The 18,958-nt window shown below is 65.5% G+C and carries 15 protein-coding genes and 1 pseudogene; 7 read left to right on the plus strand and 9 right to left on the minus strand.

Features of this window, described 5'->3' with window-relative positions; all coding sequences use genetic code 11:
• The first annotated feature begins 60 nt into the window (after positions 1–60).
• Positions 61–846 carry an IclR family transcriptional regulator gene (locus L0U82_RS02835; protein ID WP_233828359.1) on the plus strand — a complete coding sequence of 262 codons (786 nt, stop codon included), beginning with the start codon at positions 61–63 and terminating at the stop codon, positions 844–846.
• A gap of 105 nt (positions 847–951) precedes the next feature.
• Here L0U82_RS02835 and L0U82_RS02840 read toward each other — a convergent pair whose 3' ends face one another.
• Entirely contained in the window at positions 952–1,785 is an 834-nt protein-coding gene (locus L0U82_RS02840; RefSeq protein WP_233828360.1) for an EAL domain-containing protein, read from the minus strand.
• Positions 1,786–2,144: 359 nt separating this feature from the next.
• Here L0U82_RS02840 and hmgA point away from each other — a divergent pair, with 359 nt between their 5' ends.
• Complete coding sequence (gene hmgA, locus L0U82_RS02845; protein ID WP_233828361.1) at positions 2,145–3,503, plus strand: homogentisate 1,2-dioxygenase; 1,359 nt, start codon at positions 2,145–2,147, stop codon at positions 3,501–3,503.
• Positions 3,500–4,798: a fumarylacetoacetase gene (fahA, locus tag L0U82_RS02850; protein ID WP_233828362.1), complete on the plus strand. Its 1,299-nt coding sequence runs from the start codon at positions 3,500–3,502 to the stop codon at positions 4,796–4,798. The genes hmgA and fahA overlap by 4 nt, the downstream gene beginning before the upstream one ends.
• 82 nt (positions 4,799–4,880) lie before the next feature.
• On the opposite strand, the gene L0U82_RS02855 is transcribed toward fahA, so the two are convergent.
• From L0U82_RS02855 to L0U82_RS02875, 5 genes are all read right to left on the minus strand, one after another.
• Positions 4,881–6,605 (minus strand): pyrrolo-quinoline quinone, encoded by a 1,725-nt coding sequence (locus tag L0U82_RS02855; protein ID WP_233828365.1) that lies wholly within the window; start codon positions 6,603–6,605, stop codon positions 4,881–4,883.
• Between the two features lie 125 nt (positions 6,606–6,730).
• A complete protein-coding gene (locus L0U82_RS02860; protein ID WP_326489741.1) occupies positions 6,731–7,951 on the minus strand; it encodes an MFS transporter in 1,221 nt (406 codons plus the stop codon).
• A gap of 64 nt (positions 7,952–8,015) precedes the next feature.
• Positions 8,016–8,567, minus strand: a complete 552-nt coding sequence (locus L0U82_RS02865; protein ID WP_233828368.1) for a hypothetical protein — start codon at positions 8,565–8,567, stop codon at positions 8,016–8,018.
• Positions 8,564–9,196, minus strand: coding sequence for a hypothetical protein (locus tag L0U82_RS02870; RefSeq protein ID WP_233828369.1), 633 nt, complete (start codon positions 9,194–9,196; stop codon positions 8,564–8,566). Before L0U82_RS02870 ends, L0U82_RS02865 begins: the two co-directional genes overlap by 4 nt.
• A 404-nt stretch (positions 9,197–9,600) precedes the next feature.
• The gene (locus L0U82_RS02875; protein ID WP_233828370.1) at positions 9,601–10,758 is read right to left on the minus strand and encodes an MFS transporter; all 1,158 of its coding nucleotides are present in this window, start codon (positions 10,756–10,758) and stop codon (positions 9,601–9,603) included.
• A gap of 340 nt (positions 10,759–11,098) precedes the next feature.
• Here L0U82_RS02875 and L0U82_RS02880 point away from each other — a divergent pair, with 340 nt between their 5' ends.
• On the plus strand, positions 11,099–12,718 hold the full coding sequence (locus L0U82_RS02880) for a methyl-accepting chemotaxis protein (protein WP_233828371.1): 1,620 nt from the start codon (positions 11,099–11,101) through the stop codon (positions 12,716–12,718).
• Positions 12,719–12,772: 54 nt separating this feature from the next.
• Here L0U82_RS02880 and L0U82_RS02885 read toward each other — a convergent pair whose 3' ends face one another.
• Positions 12,773–13,606 carry a crotonase/enoyl-CoA hydratase family protein gene (locus L0U82_RS02885; RefSeq protein WP_233828372.1) on the minus strand — a complete coding sequence of 278 codons (834 nt, stop codon included), beginning with the start codon at positions 13,604–13,606 and terminating at the stop codon, positions 12,773–12,775.
• Positions 13,607–13,695: 89 nt separating this feature from the next.
• On the opposite strand from L0U82_RS02885, the gene L0U82_RS39950 reads away from it, so the two are divergent.
• Complete coding sequence (locus L0U82_RS39950; RefSeq protein WP_233828373.1) at positions 13,696–14,322, plus strand: plasmid fertility inhibition factor family protein; 627 nt, start codon at positions 13,696–13,698, stop codon at positions 14,320–14,322.
• Positions 14,323–14,353: 31 nt separating this feature from the next.
• Here the strand turns inward: L0U82_RS39950 and L0U82_RS39955 are convergent.
• Positions 14,354–14,833, minus strand: a pseudogene (locus L0U82_RS39955) (2-hydroxyacid dehydrogenase); the annotation flags it as partial.
• 136 nt (positions 14,834–14,969) lie between these two features.
• Positions 14,970–15,098: a hypothetical protein gene (locus L0U82_RS39680; protein ID WP_267929300.1), complete on the minus strand. Its 129-nt coding sequence runs from the start codon at positions 15,096–15,098 to the stop codon at positions 14,970–14,972.
• A gap of 155 nt (positions 15,099–15,253) precedes the next feature.
• Between L0U82_RS39680 and aspT (L0U82_RS02900) the strand changes: the two genes are divergently transcribed.
• Together aspT (L0U82_RS02900) and aspT (L0U82_RS02905) are read left to right on the plus strand one after the other, a co-directional pair.
• Entirely contained in the window at positions 15,254–16,936 is a 1,683-nt protein-coding gene (gene aspT / locus L0U82_RS02900; protein WP_233828375.1) for an aspartate-alanine antiporter, read from the plus strand.
• Positions 16,937–17,116: 180 nt separating this feature from the next.
• The gene (aspT, locus tag L0U82_RS02905; protein WP_233833097.1) at positions 17,117–18,799 is read left to right on the plus strand and encodes an aspartate-alanine antiporter; all 1,683 of its coding nucleotides are present in this window, start codon (positions 17,117–17,119) and stop codon (positions 18,797–18,799) included.
• The last annotated feature ends 159 nt before the right edge of the window (positions 18,800–18,958 follow it).

The raw sequence follows: 18,958 nt of genomic DNA on the forward strand, positions 1-18,958 counted from the left end.
TGACTTGAGTTCCGCCGTGCGAAACAATGTTTTGCAAACGACGACAGAGTGTACACCGATATGACGCCGCCTTCCACTTTCTCCGCGCCGCTCGACGAACGCAAATTCGTGGTCGCGCTCGCTCGCGGGCTCGACCTGCTGCGCGCGTTCAGGCCGGGCGAAACGCTGCTCGGTAATCGCGATTTCGTCGAGCGCACCGGCTTGCCGAAGGCGACCGTCAACCGCCTCGCCTATACGCTGAGCGTGCTCGGTTATCTGCGGCTCGACGAAACGCACGGCAAATATGCGCTCGACGCGGGCGTGCTGTCGCTCGGCTTCGCGCTGCTGTCGGGCACCGATACGCTCGAGCTCGCGCGTCCTCATTTGCGCAGCTTCGCGCGCGAGGTCGGCGCGGCGGTGTCGCTCGGTTGCCGCGACGGGCTCGACATGGTGTATCTGGAGACGATCCGCAGCGAAACGGCGCTGACGCTGGGTCTCGCATCTGGCTCGAAACTGTCGATGCTGACCAGCTCGATGGGCCGCGCCTACCTCGCGGTGCAGCCGCTCGACGCGCGCATCGCGTTGCTGGCCGAACTCAGGAAAGCAGCCGGCAAGGCGGGCGCGATGCTCGTCGCCGAGGCCGAGCAGGAGATCGCCGCGTTTGCGACCGAGGGCTGCTGCTACTCGTTTCGCGCGTGGCACGACGATGTCAACGCGGTCGCGGTGCCGTTCCGCGAACCGCGTGACGGGCGCTGGCTCGTGCTGAGCTGTAGCGGACCGGCATCGTCGATGGGGGAAGATGTGTTTCGCGAGAATGTCGCGCCGCGATTGAAGGTGCTCGCGCGGCGCCTGGGCAGCACGGACTGAGCGGACTTTGCGACGTGCCGGCGAACCTCGTCAAAACCGGCGCGATGTGAAGGCCAGCCAGGCTCGCTCGCGGCCAGCCAGGCTATGCGGCGCCACCCACAACCACTACGCCGCGCTATCGTGATAATGCGCGGTAAACAGCGGCCCCTGCACGAACCTCACGTCGTACTGCTGTAGCGCGACAAACTGCGCTTCGTCCATCACCCGATTGAAAATCAGCGGTACGCGCAGCCGGTTCGCATAGCCGACCAGCGGCTTCACCGTCGCATCGCGCAACGCGATCGCGGCATCCATCTTGATGAAGTCGAGCCGCGCTGTCTCCGACACCGACAGAATCTGCCCCGCGTTCGACAGATTGCCCGCCACCTTGAATCCATAGTGCTGATAGCTCCTCGTCAGATAGCCGAGGAAGGTCTTGTGCGCGACCGCCGCCGCCGGCAACTCGATGACGATCCGCGCCGGGCTCAAGCCGAACGACGTCAGCACGTTCGAAAAATGCAGCCCGTGGTCGTACTTCACGCTTTTCAGCAGTCTCTCGTGGACGCGCAGAAACAGCAGGCCATGCCGCTGCGAGCCGAAGAAATTGATCGCGTGCAGCGCGCGCGACATGCGGTCCAGCGCGACCAGTTGCTGATCGTCGGCGATCCGGTCGAACGGATCGAACGCGTCGAACGGCGGCGCGTCGAGCCGATGCGCGATCGCCTGAAAACCGAGTTCGTCGCCGAACCGGTCCACACCCTCCGCGCCCGATGACAGCGACTGCGCGAGCCCATGCACGCTGATGTCGAAAATCGGTTCGTAGGCGCTGGCGAGTTCGACGCCGTCGAAGCGCGCGAGCGCGATGCCGCCGTGCGCGCCCTGTCCCATCATCAGATGCTGGCCGAGAAACGGGTGATTGGCGGCGCGAGCGATCAGATCGGGGATGGTGGGCGGAATCATGAAGGCGAATGAATAGCGGCGTTGGGGCGCGCGGGGCGCATGACGACGCGGCGGATTGCCGCATTGCCTTGATGGTAGCAGTCCGCGCCGCGCGGACATCAACAAAATATGCATAACGATATTGGGCTGTAAGCCCGTGGCGACGGGCCTCGCGGCGTGTTCAAGCCGATTCGCGCGCCGGCTCCAGGGTATACGTTAATTTCACTATTCGTAATCGGTTTTACTATAAGTAAAACTCAGCGCGTCGCGCTGGGCGGGAGCGCTTGCGCGTGCCGCCCATGACCTCGCATGCCGCCCGGCCCGGCTGGAAAGACCGGCTATTGGCACAGAATCGACAGAAACCTAGCGGAGAACCCTGCATGGATACCTCAACACGTACGCCGCCCGCCGCTTGCCTACGGCCTGAAATCGAGCCCGGCTATCAGTCGGGATTCGCCAACGAATTCGCGACCGAGGCGTTGCCGGGCGCCCTGCCGAGCGGCCGCAATTCGCCGCAGCGCGCGGCCTACGGCCTCTACGCGGAGCAGATGTCCGGCACCGCGTTCACGGCGCCGCGCGGTCATAACCGCCGCTCATGGCTGTACCGGATTCGTCCGGCGGCCATGCACAAGCCGTTCACGCTGCTGCCGTCGAACCGGCTCGTCGCGAACTTCGCGGCGACGTCCGCCGATGTGCCGCCGACGCCGCCGAACCAGTTGCGCTGGGATCCGCTGCCGCTGCCGACCACGCCGACCGATTTCGTCGACGGCTGGGTGACGATGGCGGGCAACGGCTCGGCCGAAGCGATGACGGGCTGCGCGATCCATCTGTACGCGGCGAACCGCTCGATGCAGGACCGCTTCTTCTACAGCGCCGACGGCGAACTGCTGATCGTGCCGCAGCAAGGGCGTCTGCAGATCGCGACCGAAATGGGCCGACTCGATATCGAGCCGTTCGAGATCGCGGTGATTCCGCGCGGCGTGCGCTTCGCGGTGAGCCTGCCGGACGGCGACGCGCGCGGCTATATCTGCGAGAACTTCGGCGCGCTATTGCGTTTGCCGGAACTCGGGCCGATCGGCTCGAACGGCCTTGCCAATCCGCGCGATTTCCTGACGCCGCATGCGGCGTATGAAGACCGCGAAGGCACATTCGAACTCGTCGCGAAGATGAACGGCCATCTGTGGCGCGCGGACATCAGCCATTCGCCGCTCGATGTCGTCGCATGGCACGGCAATTACGCGCCGTACAAATACGATCTGCGCCGCTTCAACACGATCGGCTCGATCAGCTTCGACCATCCGGACCCGTCGATCTTCCTCGTGCTGCAAGCGCAAAGCGACACGCCGGGCGTCGATACGCTCGACTTCGTGATCTTCCCGCCACGCTGGCTCGCCGCCGAAGACACGTTCCGTCCGCCCTGGTTTCACCGCAACGTCGCGAGCGAATTCATGGGGCTCGTGCATGGCGTGTACGACGCGAAGGCCGAAGGCTTCGTGCCGGGCGGCGCGAGCCTGCACAACTGCATGACGGGCCACGGCCCCGATGCCGATACGTTCGAGAAAGCGTCGCACGCCGATACGTCGACGCCGAAGAAGGTCGGCGACACGATGGCCTTCATGTTCGAAACCCGCACGTTGATCAAACCGACCCGCTTCGCGCTCGACACCGCGCAACTGCAGGCGAATTACTACGAATGCTGGCAAGGCCTCGAGAAACACTTCAATCCGGAGCAACGATGAACGCAGTGAACGATCTTCAGGCGACGCTCGATCCGTCGCGCAAGAGCTGGGTCGAATCGGCCAACGATCCGGCCAGCGACTTCCCGATCCAGAATTTGCCGTTCGGCATCTTCAGCGATCGCGGTAACGATGCGCGTCGGGTCGGCGTCGCGATCGGCGACCAGATCGTCGACCTCGCCGCGCTGCAGGCGGCCGGTTTGCTGAGCGCGCCGGTGCAGCAGGTATTTGCGCGCGACGCGCTGAACGATTTCATCGCGCTCGGACGCAACGCGTGGCGCGGCGTGCGCATCCAGCTGAGCCAGCTGCTCGCGCGCGAGTCCGCGACGTTACGCGATGACGCCGCCTTGCGCGCAAAGGCGCTGGTCAGCCAGGCCGATGCGCGGCTGCATCTGCCGGTGCAGATTCCCGGCTACACCGATTTCTATTCGTCGAAAGAGCACGCGACCAATGTCGGCTCGATGTTCCGTGATCCGAAGAATGCGCTGCTGCCGAACTGGTCAGAGATGCCGATCGGCTACAACGGACGCGCGTCGTCGGTGGTGGTGAGCGGCACGCCGGTGCGGCGGCCGAACGGCCAGTTGAAGCTGCCGGATCAGGAGCGGCCGGTGTTCGGTGCCTGCCGCAAGCTCGATATCGAACTGGAGACGGGCTTTATCATCGGCGCCGGCAATGCGCTGGGCGAGCCGATCGCGTGTGCTGATGCCGAAGCGCATATCTTCGGGATGGTGCTGCTCAACGACTGGAGCGCGCGCGACATCCAGCAATGGGAATACGTGCCGCTCGGCCCGTTCAACGCGAAGACCTTCGCGACGACGATCTCGCCGTGGATCGTCACGCTCGATGCGCTCGAACCGTTTCGCGTCGCGCAGCCGGCGCAGGAGCCGCAGCCGCTCGCCTATCTGCGGCACGACGGCGAGCATGCGTTCGATATCCACCTCGAAGTCGCGCTGCGTGCGAAACACGCGGGGCAGGCGAGCACGATCGCGCGCACGAACTTCAAATACATGTACTGGACGATGGCGCAGCAGCTCGCGCATCACACGGTGTCGGGCTGCAACACGCGGGTTGGCGATCTGATGGGCTCGGGCACGATCAGCGGCGCGACCGAAGATTCGTTCGGCAGCCTGCTCGAACTGACGTGGAACGGCAAGAAGCCGCTCGAACTGAAGGAGGGCGGCACGCGCGCGTTCATCGAGGATGGCGATGAATTGACGCTGACCGGCTGGTGCCAGGGCGAAGGGTATCGCGTCGGCTTCGGCGCGTGTGCCGGCGAGATTGTGCCGGCGCGCGGGTAAGCGCCAGGCGAAAGCGACGAGCGAGGGCCGGCATCGCGATGCCGGCCCTCGTTGTTTATACGAACTGCTTGCGCCGTGCTGATCATCCCTTCAGCAAGCCGAACACCGCCACCCCGTTCGTCGTGCCGACATACACCTTGCCGTTCGCGATCATCGGCGTGATGAACTTGTTGCCCGCGCCGAACTGATCGCGCGGGCCCATCTGGTTGCTGTTGTACAGCTCGCTCAGACTGACCGGATCGAACGCATGCAGCGCGGCGACGCTGCCGTTTTCGGCGGCCCACACGATGCCGTTCGCGCTGCCGTTGGCCGAAACGCTCGGCGTCGTGCCGGGATAATCGAATGTCATCGTGGTTTGCGCGGTCGGCGTCGTCGACAGCTTTGCGTGGGTCACCGTGAAGGCTTTCAGATGATCGCCGACCGAGCCGAAATACACCCGGCCGTTGAAGTACGCGGGCATGCCGAATTCGCCGCCCACCAGTTGCGACGGAATCGCCTGGTAGATGTTGTTGGTCGACGCATTGAACTTGCCCATCGAGTCGCGGTTCAGCACATAGATGGTGTTGTCCTTGCCGGCGCCGAGCGTCAGGTGCTGCACGTTGCCGTTCGCGTCCGTCAGATCGGGCAGCACGAGCGCGCCGCCGGAGCCGAGGTCGATATCGTCGCGCGCTTCCTCGGCGACGTTCGACATCGCGAAGTAGTCCGCGACCGCGAGGCCGCCCGCCGTGCCCAGCTTCAGGAAACCATTGCCGAAATTGCGCAGATTCGGAAAGCCGTTCGAATCGAGCGCGGTATCGAACGCGCCGTTGCCGTCGAGCAGATAGATCGATGAGCCGTCCGATGCCGGCCCGGCGCCGGCCATCCAGATCGCGCCGCCCGAACCGTTCGGCGTGACGTTGAGCACGGTGGTCTGTTGCAGCGTGTCGGCGCCGTAGCCCATGATCCAGCCGGTATACGCACCGGCGTCGCAGTGCGAGGTCCACGCGGTGTAGACCACGCCGCCGAGCAGCAGCAGACCCGCGCGTTCCGCGTACAGCGAGGGCGCGAACACGACGTGTCCGTTTGCCGCCGGATACGTCGCGGCAATTTCAGTAGGACCGTTCAGCAGCTCCGCGCCGGTCGCGAGGTCGAGTGCGTGAATGCGGTGATGGTAGGCGCCGCTCGCGTCCTTCGACATCGCGACGACGTAGATCGTGCCGTTCGCGCCGCGCGTGCGGTCGATCACCGGTGTCGACGTGATGCCGATTTCCTGGGTGATCTGACCGCAGCCGAGATCGTCGCTCGGCGTTTCGCCGCTCTTCAGCGTGCGGGTCTGCCACAAGGTCGCGCCGCTGTCGGCGTCGAGCGCGAACACGCTGTCGTGTTCGGTCGCGACATACAGCACGTTGTGCGTGCCGCCCGCGATCGCGAGCGAGCCGACGTACAGCGGCTGCGCGTCGACCTTGCCGTCGACGGTGAAAAAACCGACCTTGCCGAACGTCGACGCGCCGACATTGGCGGGTGTCAATGCGGTTTCGTTGAGCGCCTGGCCGGTGCGGGCGATGTCGGCGTGATAGGTGAGCACGTCGTGCACGGCGGTCATCGCGGTGCCACCCGACGACATGCCGATGCCGCCGCTGTTGCCTGGACTGCCGGTGTTGCTGCCGCCCGAGCCGCCTGAGCCGCTCGGGTTGCCGGAGCCGCCGCCCGAGCCGCCCGTCAGGCTGACGCTGCTGTTGCCACCGCCGCAGTTCGCGGCCGCGAGCGCGGCCGCCACGACCGCCGCGCCGACGAAGCAGGCACGACGCAATACGCGCACAGTTTCCATCACGCACTCCTTGTCGCTTGCAGCGGCGCCATCCGTCATGGGCCGCCCGGCGAAATGCCGCGCAACGTGCGTTGAAGATAGCACCCGGCGCTAGCGTTTCGACGCCAGCAATTAGCGTGCGCGCGTCATCCGGCCGCCTGCGCGGTGATCCGCCTTCGCTCCCACCACACCGCCAGCAAAAACGCGAGCGCCGCGGCCAGCAGCACGCCGACCACCGCATCGTTGCCGATGGTCTTCATCAGCGCGCCGGCGATCAGCGGGCCGCCGAAGCTCGCCGCGCTCCACGACGCGCCGACCAGCGAACTCGCCGACACCAGCGCCACGCCGCGAAAACGCTCGCCGCAGGCGACCAGCGACAGCGTGTAGATCGCCCCCGCCGCGGCGCCGAGCACATACAGCAGCGGCCAGCGCAGCCACGGCGAGCCCACGGCCCACGGCAGCAGCGGCAACAACGCGACGACCACGACCCCGCAGCCGATATGCACGCGTTCGCGCCCGAGCCGGTCGGCGAGCCAGCCGATCGGAAACTGCATCGTCGTATCGCCGAGCAGCAACGCCGATGCGAACAGCACCGCGACCTCGGTCGTCATCCCGTGCGCGATCGCGAACAGCGGCAGCAGCGACAGTGCGATCGTATCGAACAGCGCGAAAAAGCCGGTGCCGATCACGAGCGCGGGCATCTGCGGCAGCACACGGCGCCAGCCGCCATGCTCGGCGTGCTCCTCGCTCGACGCGTGCGGCGTCGCGCGGATCGTCGCGAGCATCGGCAGCGCCAGCAGGAAGATCGCGCCGCACAGCAGGAAGCGTCCCTGCGTGAAGCCGGCGATCTGACTGACGAGCACCGGGCCCGACATCTGGAACAGCGTGAAATTGGTCGCGTAGATGGCGATCACACGGCCACGCGATGCGTCGTCGGCCAGCTGGTTGACCCACGCTTCGCCGATCGTGAACAGCAGCATCAGCGCGGCGCCGCACAGCACGCGCAACAGCGCCCACAGCCATAGATTCGCGGTGAACTGCATCAGCGCGGTCGCGCACGCGACGACCAGCTCCGCGCCGACGATCACCTGACGGCCGCCGAAGCGCGCGGCGATCCAGCCGGCGAGCGGCACGATCGCGAGGCCGCCGCCGGCCTGCGCGGCGGTCAGCAGGCCGACCACGTCGGTGCCGTAGCCGGCTTGCGCGAGCGCGAGGGAGGTGAGCGGGAGGGTTGCGCCGCTGCCGAGTCCGACGACGGCGACGCTGAGAATGAGCGCGAGGAAATCGCGTGTGAAGATGACTTTCATCGGCCGGGATGCTACTACGGGCGGGAGTCGCGCGCATCCTGGCCGTGAGAACTGCTCGATTTCGTGTGCGGTTCGATATTTTGCCGGCGATTCGATGCGGGAAAGGCTTTCGCTGTGACGATCTTCATCCGATATCGGCGGATTTCTCGGGTCGCGGCGGTATCGTCAGGCCGCGCAGGCGGATCTGCGTCAGACGCTGCTCGTCATCGACGCCGATCGCGAGCGTTGACGCAACACCGTACCAGTGAGACACGTTACCCCACGACAGATAAAGGGTGCCGCCACCAGGCTCGTAAAAGACATCCGGCTCTCCCATGTCTTCCGCATGTCCGTGCGCGTCGAATTCTGACTCGATGTGCGGAGTTTCGTCGCTTGGGTCTGCGAGTTCGGACGTGCGGACGGTCCATCGCTCGGGGTTGGTGTAAAAGTCCAATCCGGTTATCCGGTGATGCTGATCGACGAGCATCGACAATGTGCCCGCCGTGAGGACATAAGAGGGCGCACCAATGCCGAAGCGTGCATCTAGCAGGTCGCCGAGTTCGCTTTGCTGTGCCCGCGGCGAAGCCGAAGGTGGATACTTGACCTCACAAATCAGCGTGGAGCTTTGTTCATCCCAGCGCACGATGGCGGAACCGCCGGTGGCAGGGGGAGTCGTGTAGACGGTGGGATGCTTCATCGAAGAGGTTTATAGGCAAAGTGCAGAACGGTGTAATCAGCTTCTCGAACCACCACTTCGAGCCTATAGGCCGTGCCGTTGCGTGTGATGGGATAGGTGTATTGGAACACACCCGCATGCCCTGCTGGGTCAGCGGTGCGTTTGCCGTATTTCAGCGTAAGTCGAAGGATGTGAACGGGTACATAGCGAGCGGGATTACCCATATGCGCGAGCGGCGCGGCGGCAAAACGCAAAGGTCGCTGCATGAGCGCATCGTACCGCGTTCGCAAACCAAGAAGCGTCGCCCGGTCGATTGCGGAGCCGACTGCTCTTATCCCCGCTCGCGTTATGCCTCGAGCGCCGGCCGTCCAGACGCCGCCGACCACGAACAGCAGGTCGAGCGGATCGATCAGCGGGGCTTCCAGCGGTTTTTCGCTCCAGGAGACCGCACCGTCCAACGTATAGATACGGAATACGCCCGCTGCTTCCTGCTTGTATCCAATGATGCAGCCGAGATCTTCGTCGTAGATGGACTTTGCGCTACGTGGAACGGTGGGAGGGCGGGCGTCGAAGACTGCCGTGCCTCCCGGCTTTTTCCCGTTCCAGGCGAAGGACGGTTCGGAGGCGGTGTTAGGCAATGTCGTAGCCATGTGCGGATAGACCGTCTGGCCCGACAGGGATGACAGGCAGTAACGGATTTTTCATTACCGCCGGACGCTGTCGCGTCTCGCCGTCGAGCCGGTGAGTCTTGAAAGTTGAGGGACCGACAACCTAGCATTACGGTCCGCTCGCAAAACATGCCACTGCTCGTCGCAAATGCCACATTTGCTGGAAAGCGGGAGTGGACGCGCGTATTGGCCTTGATACCCGGTTCGAGATTTGTTGCAGATCGTTTCCAGTTGTTGGGTGAACTGCCGTCGAACGAAGCCTTACCCTTGGTTGTGTTCGTCGTTGCGGCGGGACATCGCGCACTGGCGCGCCGGTGCCAGACAGCGGCTGTCGCGGGCAGCAATGAGATACGTCAAACCGCGAATCGTCACAATGGCCGGCAAACTCACCCCGTCATCGCGACGCGCCGGTCGATCGACACCGACCACAGCGTCAGCAGCAACGCACCGAGCGCGGTCACGACGCCGACCCACGGCAATGTTGTCAGCGGCGCGCCCGCGCCGATCGCCATGCCGCCGAGCCACGCGCCGGTCGCGTTGCCGAGATTGAACGCGCCCTGGTTCAGCGTCGACGCCAGATTCGGCGCATGGCTCGCGCGATCGACGATCAGCATCTGCAGCGGCGGCACGATCGCGAACGCCAGTACGCCCCACACGAACACCGTCAGCATCGCCGGGATGCGCGCGTGCATCGTGCCCGCGAACACGCACAGGATCATCACGATCGCGAGCAGAAACGCGAGCAGCGACGGCATCAGACGCCAATCCGCGAGCTTGCCGCCGAGCGTGCTGCCGACGGTCAGGCCAAGGCCGAACAGCAGCAGCACCAGCGTGACCGCGTGCGGCGTGAAGCCGGTCACGTCTTCGAGAATCGGCGTGATGTAGGTGAAGGTCGAAAAGAGACTCGCCGACGCGAGCACGCTGATGCCCAGCACCATCAGCACCTGCGGGTTTTTCAGCACGCTGAATTCGCGCACGAGGCTCGCCTTGTGCATCTCGATCTTCGCGGGCAGGCACACGGCGAGCGCGGCCGCCGCGATCACGCCGATGCCGGTCACCGCCCAGAAGGTCGCGCGCCAGCCGACCGCCTGGCCGAGCGCGGTGCCGAGCGGCACGCCGAGCACGTTGGCGAGCGTGAGGCCGGTGAACATCAGCGCGATGGCCTGCGCGCGGCGATTCGGCGCGACGAGCCCCGCCGCGACCACCGAGCCGATGCCGAAGAATGCGCCATGACAGAACGCGGTGACGATGCGCGCGGCCATCAGCACCGCGTAGCCCGGTGCGATCGCGCACAGCAGATTGCCGACGATAAACACGCCGATCAGGCTCATCAGCGCCTTCTTGCGCGGCATATTGGCGACCGCGATCGCGACGATCGGCGCGCCGATCGTGACGCCGAGCGCGTACGCGGATACCAGCATGCCGGCGGCCGGAATCGACACGGACAGATCGCGCGCGACATCGGGCAGCAGCCCCATGATGACGAACTCGGTGGTACCGATTCCAAATGCGGCAACGGCAAGGGCAAGCAGGGGCAAAGGCATGGTGATGACGGGATGTGGCGCGTGAAGCCGCGCCGGGAGCGACGCGCGGGCGTTGTCGTGGCAGCGACGCCCGCAGCGGGTAAGGGCAAAACAGTAGGGAATTCTACCTAAGAATCTGTTGCGAAATGAAGTTGGGGCCCGGCTAACCGACTTGGCGCGCTCTGGATGATGGCATTGGCGCCTAGGGGTTTTACAGGATAGGGCCTTCTTCCCGATCCGCCGATAGCGCAGATGACTCTCCTTGAACTTCAACCGCCCTTGCGCACCGGGCGTTCCCATTCATCTGCGGCTTCGCATGGCGACCCCTCGCGATTTCCGTTCGTTCGAAATAGGATTCCCGATGCACAAACTCAGCTTTGCCCAAAAGCTCTGGCTGCCGCTGATCATCAGTCTCGTTGCCTTGCTTGCCGTCTCGGTATCGGCGGCGTGGCAGTCGCGCGAGATGCGCATCGAGGAGCGCAAGAACGATCTGACGAACATCGCGCACGTCGGACTCAGCATCGTGACGGAGTATGCGGCGCTCGCGCAAAGCGGCGCGCTGTCGGAGGCGGAGGCCCGCAAACAGGCGCTCGAACGTCTACGCGGTGTCCGCTATGGCGAAGACGGCTACTTCCTCGTGATCAACTCGAAGCCGCAGATGGTGATGCACGCGATCAAGCCGGCACTCGAAGGCCACGATCTCGCGGGCAACGCCGATGCCGATGGCCGCCACCATTACGTGACCTTCGCATCGGTCGCGCAGGCGCCGGCCGGCGGCTTCGTCGACTACGTATTCCCGCATCCGGGCGCGGCGCCCGCGCAGGCGGTCGGCAAGATCGGCTACGTGGTGCGCTACGCGCCATGGGACTGGATCATCGCGACCGGCGCCTATGTCGATGACATCAACACCGCGTTCATGGCGTCGCTGCGGTGGATCGCGGCGATTTTCCTCGCGGTGTCCGCGGTACTCGTCATGCTCGTCGTGTTGACGAACCGCAGCATCCTGCGCACGGTCGGCGGCGATCCGGGCTACGCGGCGCGCGTGGCGAGCGTCATCGCATCGGGTGACCTGACAGTGGCGATTCGCACGCGCGACGGCGATAACTCAAGCCTGCTCCGTGCGATGCAGCGCATGCGTGATGCGCTGACGGCCACGATCGGCCAGATCAAGCAGGCGTCCGGCAACGTCGCGTCGGGCGCGAGCGAAATCGCGAACGGCAATACGGACCTGTCGTCGCGCACCGAGCGGCAGGCCGCTGCGCTGCAGGAAACGGCGTCGAGCATGGAGCAGATGACGGTGATGGTCCGCCGGACCGCGGACAACGCACGCACCGCGAGCGAGCTGTCGGCCGGCGCCGCGACGATCGCGAACCGCGGCGGCGACATGATCGCGCAGGCCGTCGCGGCGATGAAGGATATATCGAGCGAATCGGGCCGCATGGTCGAGATCATCTCGACGATCGAGGGCATCGCGTTCCAGACCAACATCCTCGCGCTGAATGCGGCGGTCGAAGCGGCACGCGCGGGCGAGGCGGGGCGGGGCTTCGCGGTTGTCGCGAGCGAGGTGCGCAGCCTGGCGCAACGTAGTGCGACGGCGGCCAAGGAAATTCGCGAGTTGATCAGTCATGCGGTCGACAGTGTCGGCAGTGGTGCGACGTTGGTCGAAAACACTGGCTCGACGATCTTCCAGGCTCGCAACGAGATCACGCGCGTGACCGGCTTCGTACAGGAAATAGCGGTGGCCGCGGCCGAGCAGAGCGCCGGCATCGAGCAGGTGAATCTGGCAGTCACGCAGATGGACGGCATGACGCAACAGAACGCGGCACTCGTCGAGCAGGCGGCGGCCGCGGCGCAGTCATTGAACGAGCAGGCGATCAGCCTGCAACGCGCGGCTGCGGCCTTCCGGGTCGGCGACGCCCACGCTGGCAGAGACGCTCCGTTTGAATCGGCTCCGGCGCCGCGCAGTACGGTGTTCGCGTAAGCGACCGGCGCGTTCCTTCGCCATTGCGTGCCGCGCAATGCGCGTACCCGCGCGTCAACCATCGCGCGGCGCGCCGCCGTCCGGTGTCAACGTATGACCGTGCCGCCCCGCGCCTGAAGCAAATCGCGCCGCGCCGGCCACGCCTTCTGCAAATACCGCGTCGTAACCGCCCGCGCCTTCGCGCCGCAGCGCCTCGGCGAGATCGTCGAGCGTGCTGTTTTCCAGCGCCGAGCGGCGATCGGCGAGCAGCGCGGCCTGGGCAAACGCGGCGAGTTCGGCGGCCAGTTGTTCGGCTGCGGCGCGTGCGTTGCCGTTCGGCACGACGCGATTGGCGAGTCCGAACGCGAGCGCTTCGCGCGCATTGATTGCGCGGCCCGTGAGAATCAGATCGAGCGCACGCGATAGCCCGATCAGACGCGGCAGCCGGATCGTGCCGCCATCGATCAGCGGAATGCCGACGCGCCGGCAGAACACGCCGAGCACCGCGTCTTCCTCGACGACGCGCAGGTCGCACATCGCCGCCAATTCCAGCCCGCCGGCCACCGCATAGCCGGCGATCGCGGCGATCACCGGCTTGCTGAAGTGCATGCGTGTCGGGCCCATCGGACCGGGGCCGCTGCCGTCCGCGTGCAGCTCGTTGCGGCGCGTGTCGTCGGCGAGCGCGCTCAGGTCCGCGCCCGCGCAAAACGTGCCGCCCGCGCCGAACAGCACCGCCGCGCGCCACGCGGGCTCCGCCTCGAAGCGCTGGAACGCGGCACAGAGCGCATCGGCAACCTCGCGATCGACCGCATTTCGCCGCGCCGGCCGATCGAGCACGATTGTTGCGACGCCGTTGCCGTCATTCGACTCGATGCGCACGGCGCGATTGAAATGTTCGGTGCTCGTCATCGTTTGTACCTTGAAGATCGGCGTTTTCCTGCCGTTATGCAGGTGGCGCTGCGGCACGCTATGCAGCGTAACTAATTCATCAGGCCGTCATGTTTCTTTCATATCGGACTCGTAGCGTTAGCGCTTTATTTACGCGCTGGCGGCTTTTCGCTAGCCTGCCGAGCCTGCCTTTGTCCTTGCCCTTGCCTGATTCATCGCCGGCCGCCGCGCCGGGTTGCGCCGGAACGGTGTGGCTCGTGCCGTTGCACGAGCATTCATGGTACGACCATGTGCGCCTGAAGCGCGTGTTCGTGACCGACGGCACCCGCCATCAGGTCGTGCTCGTCGATCTGCGCAAGCTGCTCATGTGCGCGGATCGCGACGACACCGACTATGTGCTGAAGCCGGTCGCCGAATGGCATGCCGGTAAAGTGCGCGGCATTCGCGAATTTCTCGATCCCGACAGCCCCCGCATTCCGCAGATGCCGTACGTGACGATCTCGACGCGTCGCGCGCCGGGGCTGCTCGGCTGGCTCGGTGTCGAGCGCGAGGGCGTGGTCGCGTTTCGCAACGGCCAGCATCGCGCGCGCTACCTGGCCGACGCGGGCGCGCGCTGGTGTCCGGTCGAAGTGCACGAGCGCGAGGCGGCGTTGCTGCGCGAACTGTGCGGCGCGGCCGATGACGCCCGCACCGCGATTCGCGCGATCCAGCAGGGCGGCGACGGCGGCAGCGTCTAGTCGTCCGTCGGCGCAATGCGGCGCGACGGCAGGCCGCGCGGTCACCCGCGTGGCTGCCGTCTAACCCGCCGCCCGTTTTGCCATGCAGATCGAAACCGAGCAGCCCATGTAGCGAGAAATCGCCCTCGCGGGTGCGCGCGACCGCGCGCGGCAAGCGCCGGTTCAGCGCGAGAATCAAACCGACCGCATGTTCGGCGACCGCGTGCGGCGAGTACGCGGGCACACGAGCGACCAGCATGCCGAGCCGCTCGGCCGCCGCGAGATCGACGTGATTGAAGCCCGCCGAGCGCAGCGCGATCATGCGCGTGCCGCCCGCGTGAAGCTGTTCGAGCGTGGCCGCGTCGACCAGGTCGTTGACGAACGGGCAGACCACGTCGTAACCGTGCGCGAGGATCGCGGTTTCGCTGTCGAGATGGGATTCCTGAAAGTGCAGTTCGTAGCCGTGCGCGGCATTGGCTTCGGTGAAGGTCTCGCTGTCGTACTGGCGGCTGCTGAACAGGATCATGCGCATATCGGGCTCCCGGAAAGGCATCGCTTGAAGCATGTTTCAGAGGTGTCGTGCGAACTCGGTTTTCAGCAATGAAAAGGATATTGACAGAGGTGCTGAACTGCAATATTGCTTGACAGGTATTGCTGACGATGCACGGTTAATCATGCTGCGAGAACGCAGCCACGCGTGGATTATCTTTGACGATATCAGGCGTTTTCGCGACGAAGCGGTGGCGCTCGCATTTGCGTTTGCGGCAAATCAAACCGCCGCGCGGTTCTTCTTTCATCACGGCATTTTTCTGCTGGTCCGTTGCAGGTCATCCAATGCACGCTGTCTGAAACGGCATGGATGGAATCCGTGGGTGTGTCAGACGGGTTGATCCGGTTTTGCAGCAGTCGGTGTTCTGCTTTCTGCTAATAACCTGTTAATCGGCGAGCCAACATGATCGGTGAATTGCTGAGATCGCAGCCGGAAATCGCGCTTTTTGCCTGTCTCGCGATCGGCTATTTCATCGGTTCATTTCGCATCGGCCCGATCCGGCTCGGCGGCGTGTGCGGCACGCTGATCGTTGCGCTCGTGCTCGGCCAGAGCGGCGCGCGCATTTCTCCCGATCTGAAGAACATCGCGTTCGCGCTGTTCATCTTCGCGCTCGGCTTCACCGGCGGCCCGCAGTTCTTCGCGAACATCGGACGCGGCTGGCGTTATGGCGTGCTGTCGCTGGTCGAGATCGTCTCAGTGCTCGCGCTGATCATGATCGCGGTCAGCGTGATGCGGCTCGACATCGGCACCGCGGCCGGCCTGCTCGCGGGCGCGGCGACCGAATCGGCGGTGATCGGCACCGCCTCCGAAGCGATCGCGAGACTCGGACTCGGCGACGCGGAAACGCTGCGTCTGCAGGCCAATATCGTGACCGCGTACAGCGTCAGCTACCTGTTTGGGTTGATCACGATCGTGCTGTTCACGAGCCAGTTCGCGCCGCTTCTGCTGCGTGTCAATCTGCGCGACGAAGCCGAGCGCGTATGGCGCCAGCTCGGCGGCGCGGGTGCCTTTAGCGAAGGGCAACGGGCGGCGGCACCGGCGCTCGTCGGCCGGGTGTTTCGCATCGGCGCGGCCGATGGCGTTACTGTGCGCGCGCTCGAAGAGCGCCACGGCTACAACCTGACGGTCGAACAGATCGAGCGCGGCGGCGCGAAGCTGCCGGTCGAACCGGAGCTGCGGCTCGCGGCCGGCGATCTGGTGCTGGTGGCCGGTCGGCGGGGTGCGATCGTCGAAGCGGCGGCCGGTCTCGGCGACGAAGTGGCCGGCGCGGATTTCGCGCAGTTCGTCGTCGAACGGCTCGATGTCGTGCTGACGCGGCGTGACGCGCACGGCATGACGGTCGCGCAGCTACGCGCGCAGGCGAAGCCGGAAAACGCGCGCGGCGTCTATATCGCGGCGGTCACGCGGCTCGAATCGACGATCCCCGCGCTGCCCGGCACCGAACTCAATCGCGGCGACGTGCTGACGATCGTCGGCGCGAAAGCCGATGTCGAGCGCGGCGCGAAGCGGCTCGGCTACATCCTGCCCGCGACGCAGAAAACCGACTTCGTTTATCTCGGCCTCGGCGTGCTGATCGGCATGGCGATCGGCCGGCTCGGCGGCACGATCGGCGGCGTGACGCTCGCGCTCGGCACCGGCGGCGGCTGTCTGCTGTCGGGGCTGCTGTTCGGCTGGGTCCGCTCGCGCCATCCGCTGATCGGCTCGCTGCCGTCGGCGGCCGCGCAGATCATCAAGGACTTCGGACTCGCCACCTTTATCGCGGCGGTCGGTCTGTCGGCTGGACCGGACGCGATCAAGCTGGTGCGCGAATACGGGCTCGCGCTGCCTGTAGCCGGCATTCTGATGGTGCTGGTGCCGGGGCTGCTGTCGCTGTGGATCGGTCATGCGCTGCTGAAGCTCGAAGCGCCGATGCTGCTCGGCGCGATCGCGGGCCAGCAGTGCAGCACGCCGGCGATCAGCGCGCTGGTCGGCGTGACCGGCAATTCGACACCGGTGATCGGCTACACGATCACCTACGCGCTGTCGAACATCCTGTTGCCTTTGATGGGGCCGGTGGTGGTCGGGCTTGCGGGCAAGCTTGGATAGCAGGGTGGCCGCATAGCCCAATTCACCGCTTTGCAGATTTGCCGGGGCAGCGTTGCCCGCCTCGCATTGCACCGCATCGCATCGCATCGCGCGCGAAAGATGAACCCGCGTGAAACGGCGCGCGCCACGAGCCCGCGCCGCATCCAGTAACCGTATTGCCAACCAACCAGCGAGGGCATGATGGACTGGCTACACAGCATCTTTCACAAATCACCCGAAATGGCGCTGTTCCTGTCGCTCGCGGCCGGCTACTTCATCGGTCAGATCAACTTCGGCAAGTTCCAGCTTGGGGGCGTGGGCGGTTCGCTGCTCGCGGCGGTCGTGATCAGCCAGGCGGGCGTGACGATCGACAACGGCGTGAAGGCGGTGATGTTCGCTGTGTTCATCTACGCGGTCGGTTACGACTCGGGGCCGGGCTTCTTCAATTCGCTGAACCGCAAGACGCTGCGCGAAATCGCGATGGCGGTGTTTCTCGCGGTCAGCGCGCTGATTACCGTGGTGGTGTGCGCAAAGCTGTTCCATCTGAACAAGGGGCTGGCGGCCGGGCTCGCGGGCGGCGCGCTCACGCAGTCGGCGATCATCGGCACCGCGGGCGATGCGATCGCGCGGCTCGGTCTGCCCGCCGACGAGGTCAAGTCGCTGCAATCGGACGTCGCGATCGCGTATGCGGTGACCTATGTGTTCGGCTCGCTCGGCGCGATCATCGTGTGCGTGAACATCCTGCCGAAATTCATGGGGCAGGGCTTGCGCGAGGCGTCGATCGAAGCGGAGCGCGAGCTGTCGTCCGGCGCGCCGTCGCATGGACCGGGGCAGGTGCTGGCGTTGCCCGAACTCGTGGGACGTACGTACAAGATCGACTACAGCGCGGGCAAAACCGTGAAGGCAGTCGAGTCGCTGCACGAGGACATGCTGACGGTCGAGCGCATCAAACGCGACGGCCACGCAATCGAACCGACACCCGATTTCACGCTGCGGGACGGCGACGTTGTGCTCGTCGTGGGCCGCCGCGAGGCGGTGGTCGCGTTCGGCGCGAACGGCAACGAGGTGGCCGACGCCGAGGACATCAGCGTCGTGATGCAGACGCGCGAGGCCGTGTTCACGCGCAAGGGCATGAATCACACGACGATCGCCGCGGCGCGTCAGATGATCGATCGCGACATGCGGCACGGCGTGTATCTGCAGGCGGTGTCGCGCGCCGGGCAGCCGCTGCCGGTGCTGCCGGACACCGAGTTGCAGCACGGCGACGTGATCACCTTCTACGGCTCGCCGAAAGACACCAAGCGCGCGGTCGATACCGCCGGCTACGAGCTGCCGTATAGCAACAAGACCGACTTCATCTACATGGGCGTCGGGCTCGTGATCGGTCTATTGATCGGCCTGATCGTCGTCAATGTCGGCGGCGTGCCGCTGACGCTCGGCTCGGGCGGCGGCTGCCTGCTCGCGGGCCTGCTGTTCGGCTGGATGCGCGGCAAGCATCCGATGTACGGCGTGATGCCGTCGGCCGCGTCGCAACTGCTGAAGGATTTCGGTCTCGCCGCGTTCGTCGCGGTGGTCGGGTTGAACTCCGGTTTGCAGGCGGTCGTGACGGTCAGGCAAAGCGGCTTGACGATCTTTCTGCTCGGCGTGTTCGTCACGCTGTTCCCGCTGCTGCTGACGATGCTGTTTGGCCGCTACGTGCTGCGCTACAACAACGCGGCGATTCTGGCCGGTGCGCTGTCCGGCTCGCGCAGCGCGAACCCGGCGTTCGGCGGCGTGCTCGACAAGGCCGAGAGCGCGGTGCCGACTGTGCCGTTCGCGATCACGTATGCGATCGCGAACGTCGCGCTGACGCTGCTCGGGCCGCTGGTGGTCGGACTGGTGTAGCGCGCGGCGAAGTTTCGTCGCGTGCCGGGCGTGTGCGCTTATCAAGCGTCTATCACGCGCTTATCACGCATTTAGCGGGCATTTCATCGGCTCTCTCATGCCGGCCGCAACCGGGCGACCACTCGCCATGCCGGCGTCTTTCACCTGCTCACTGGAGAA

Origin of the sequence: Paraburkholderia sp. ZP32-5, from assembly GCF_021390495.1 — a bacterium.
Classification (GTDB): domain Bacteria; phylum Pseudomonadota; class Gammaproteobacteria; order Burkholderiales; family Burkholderiaceae; genus Paraburkholderia.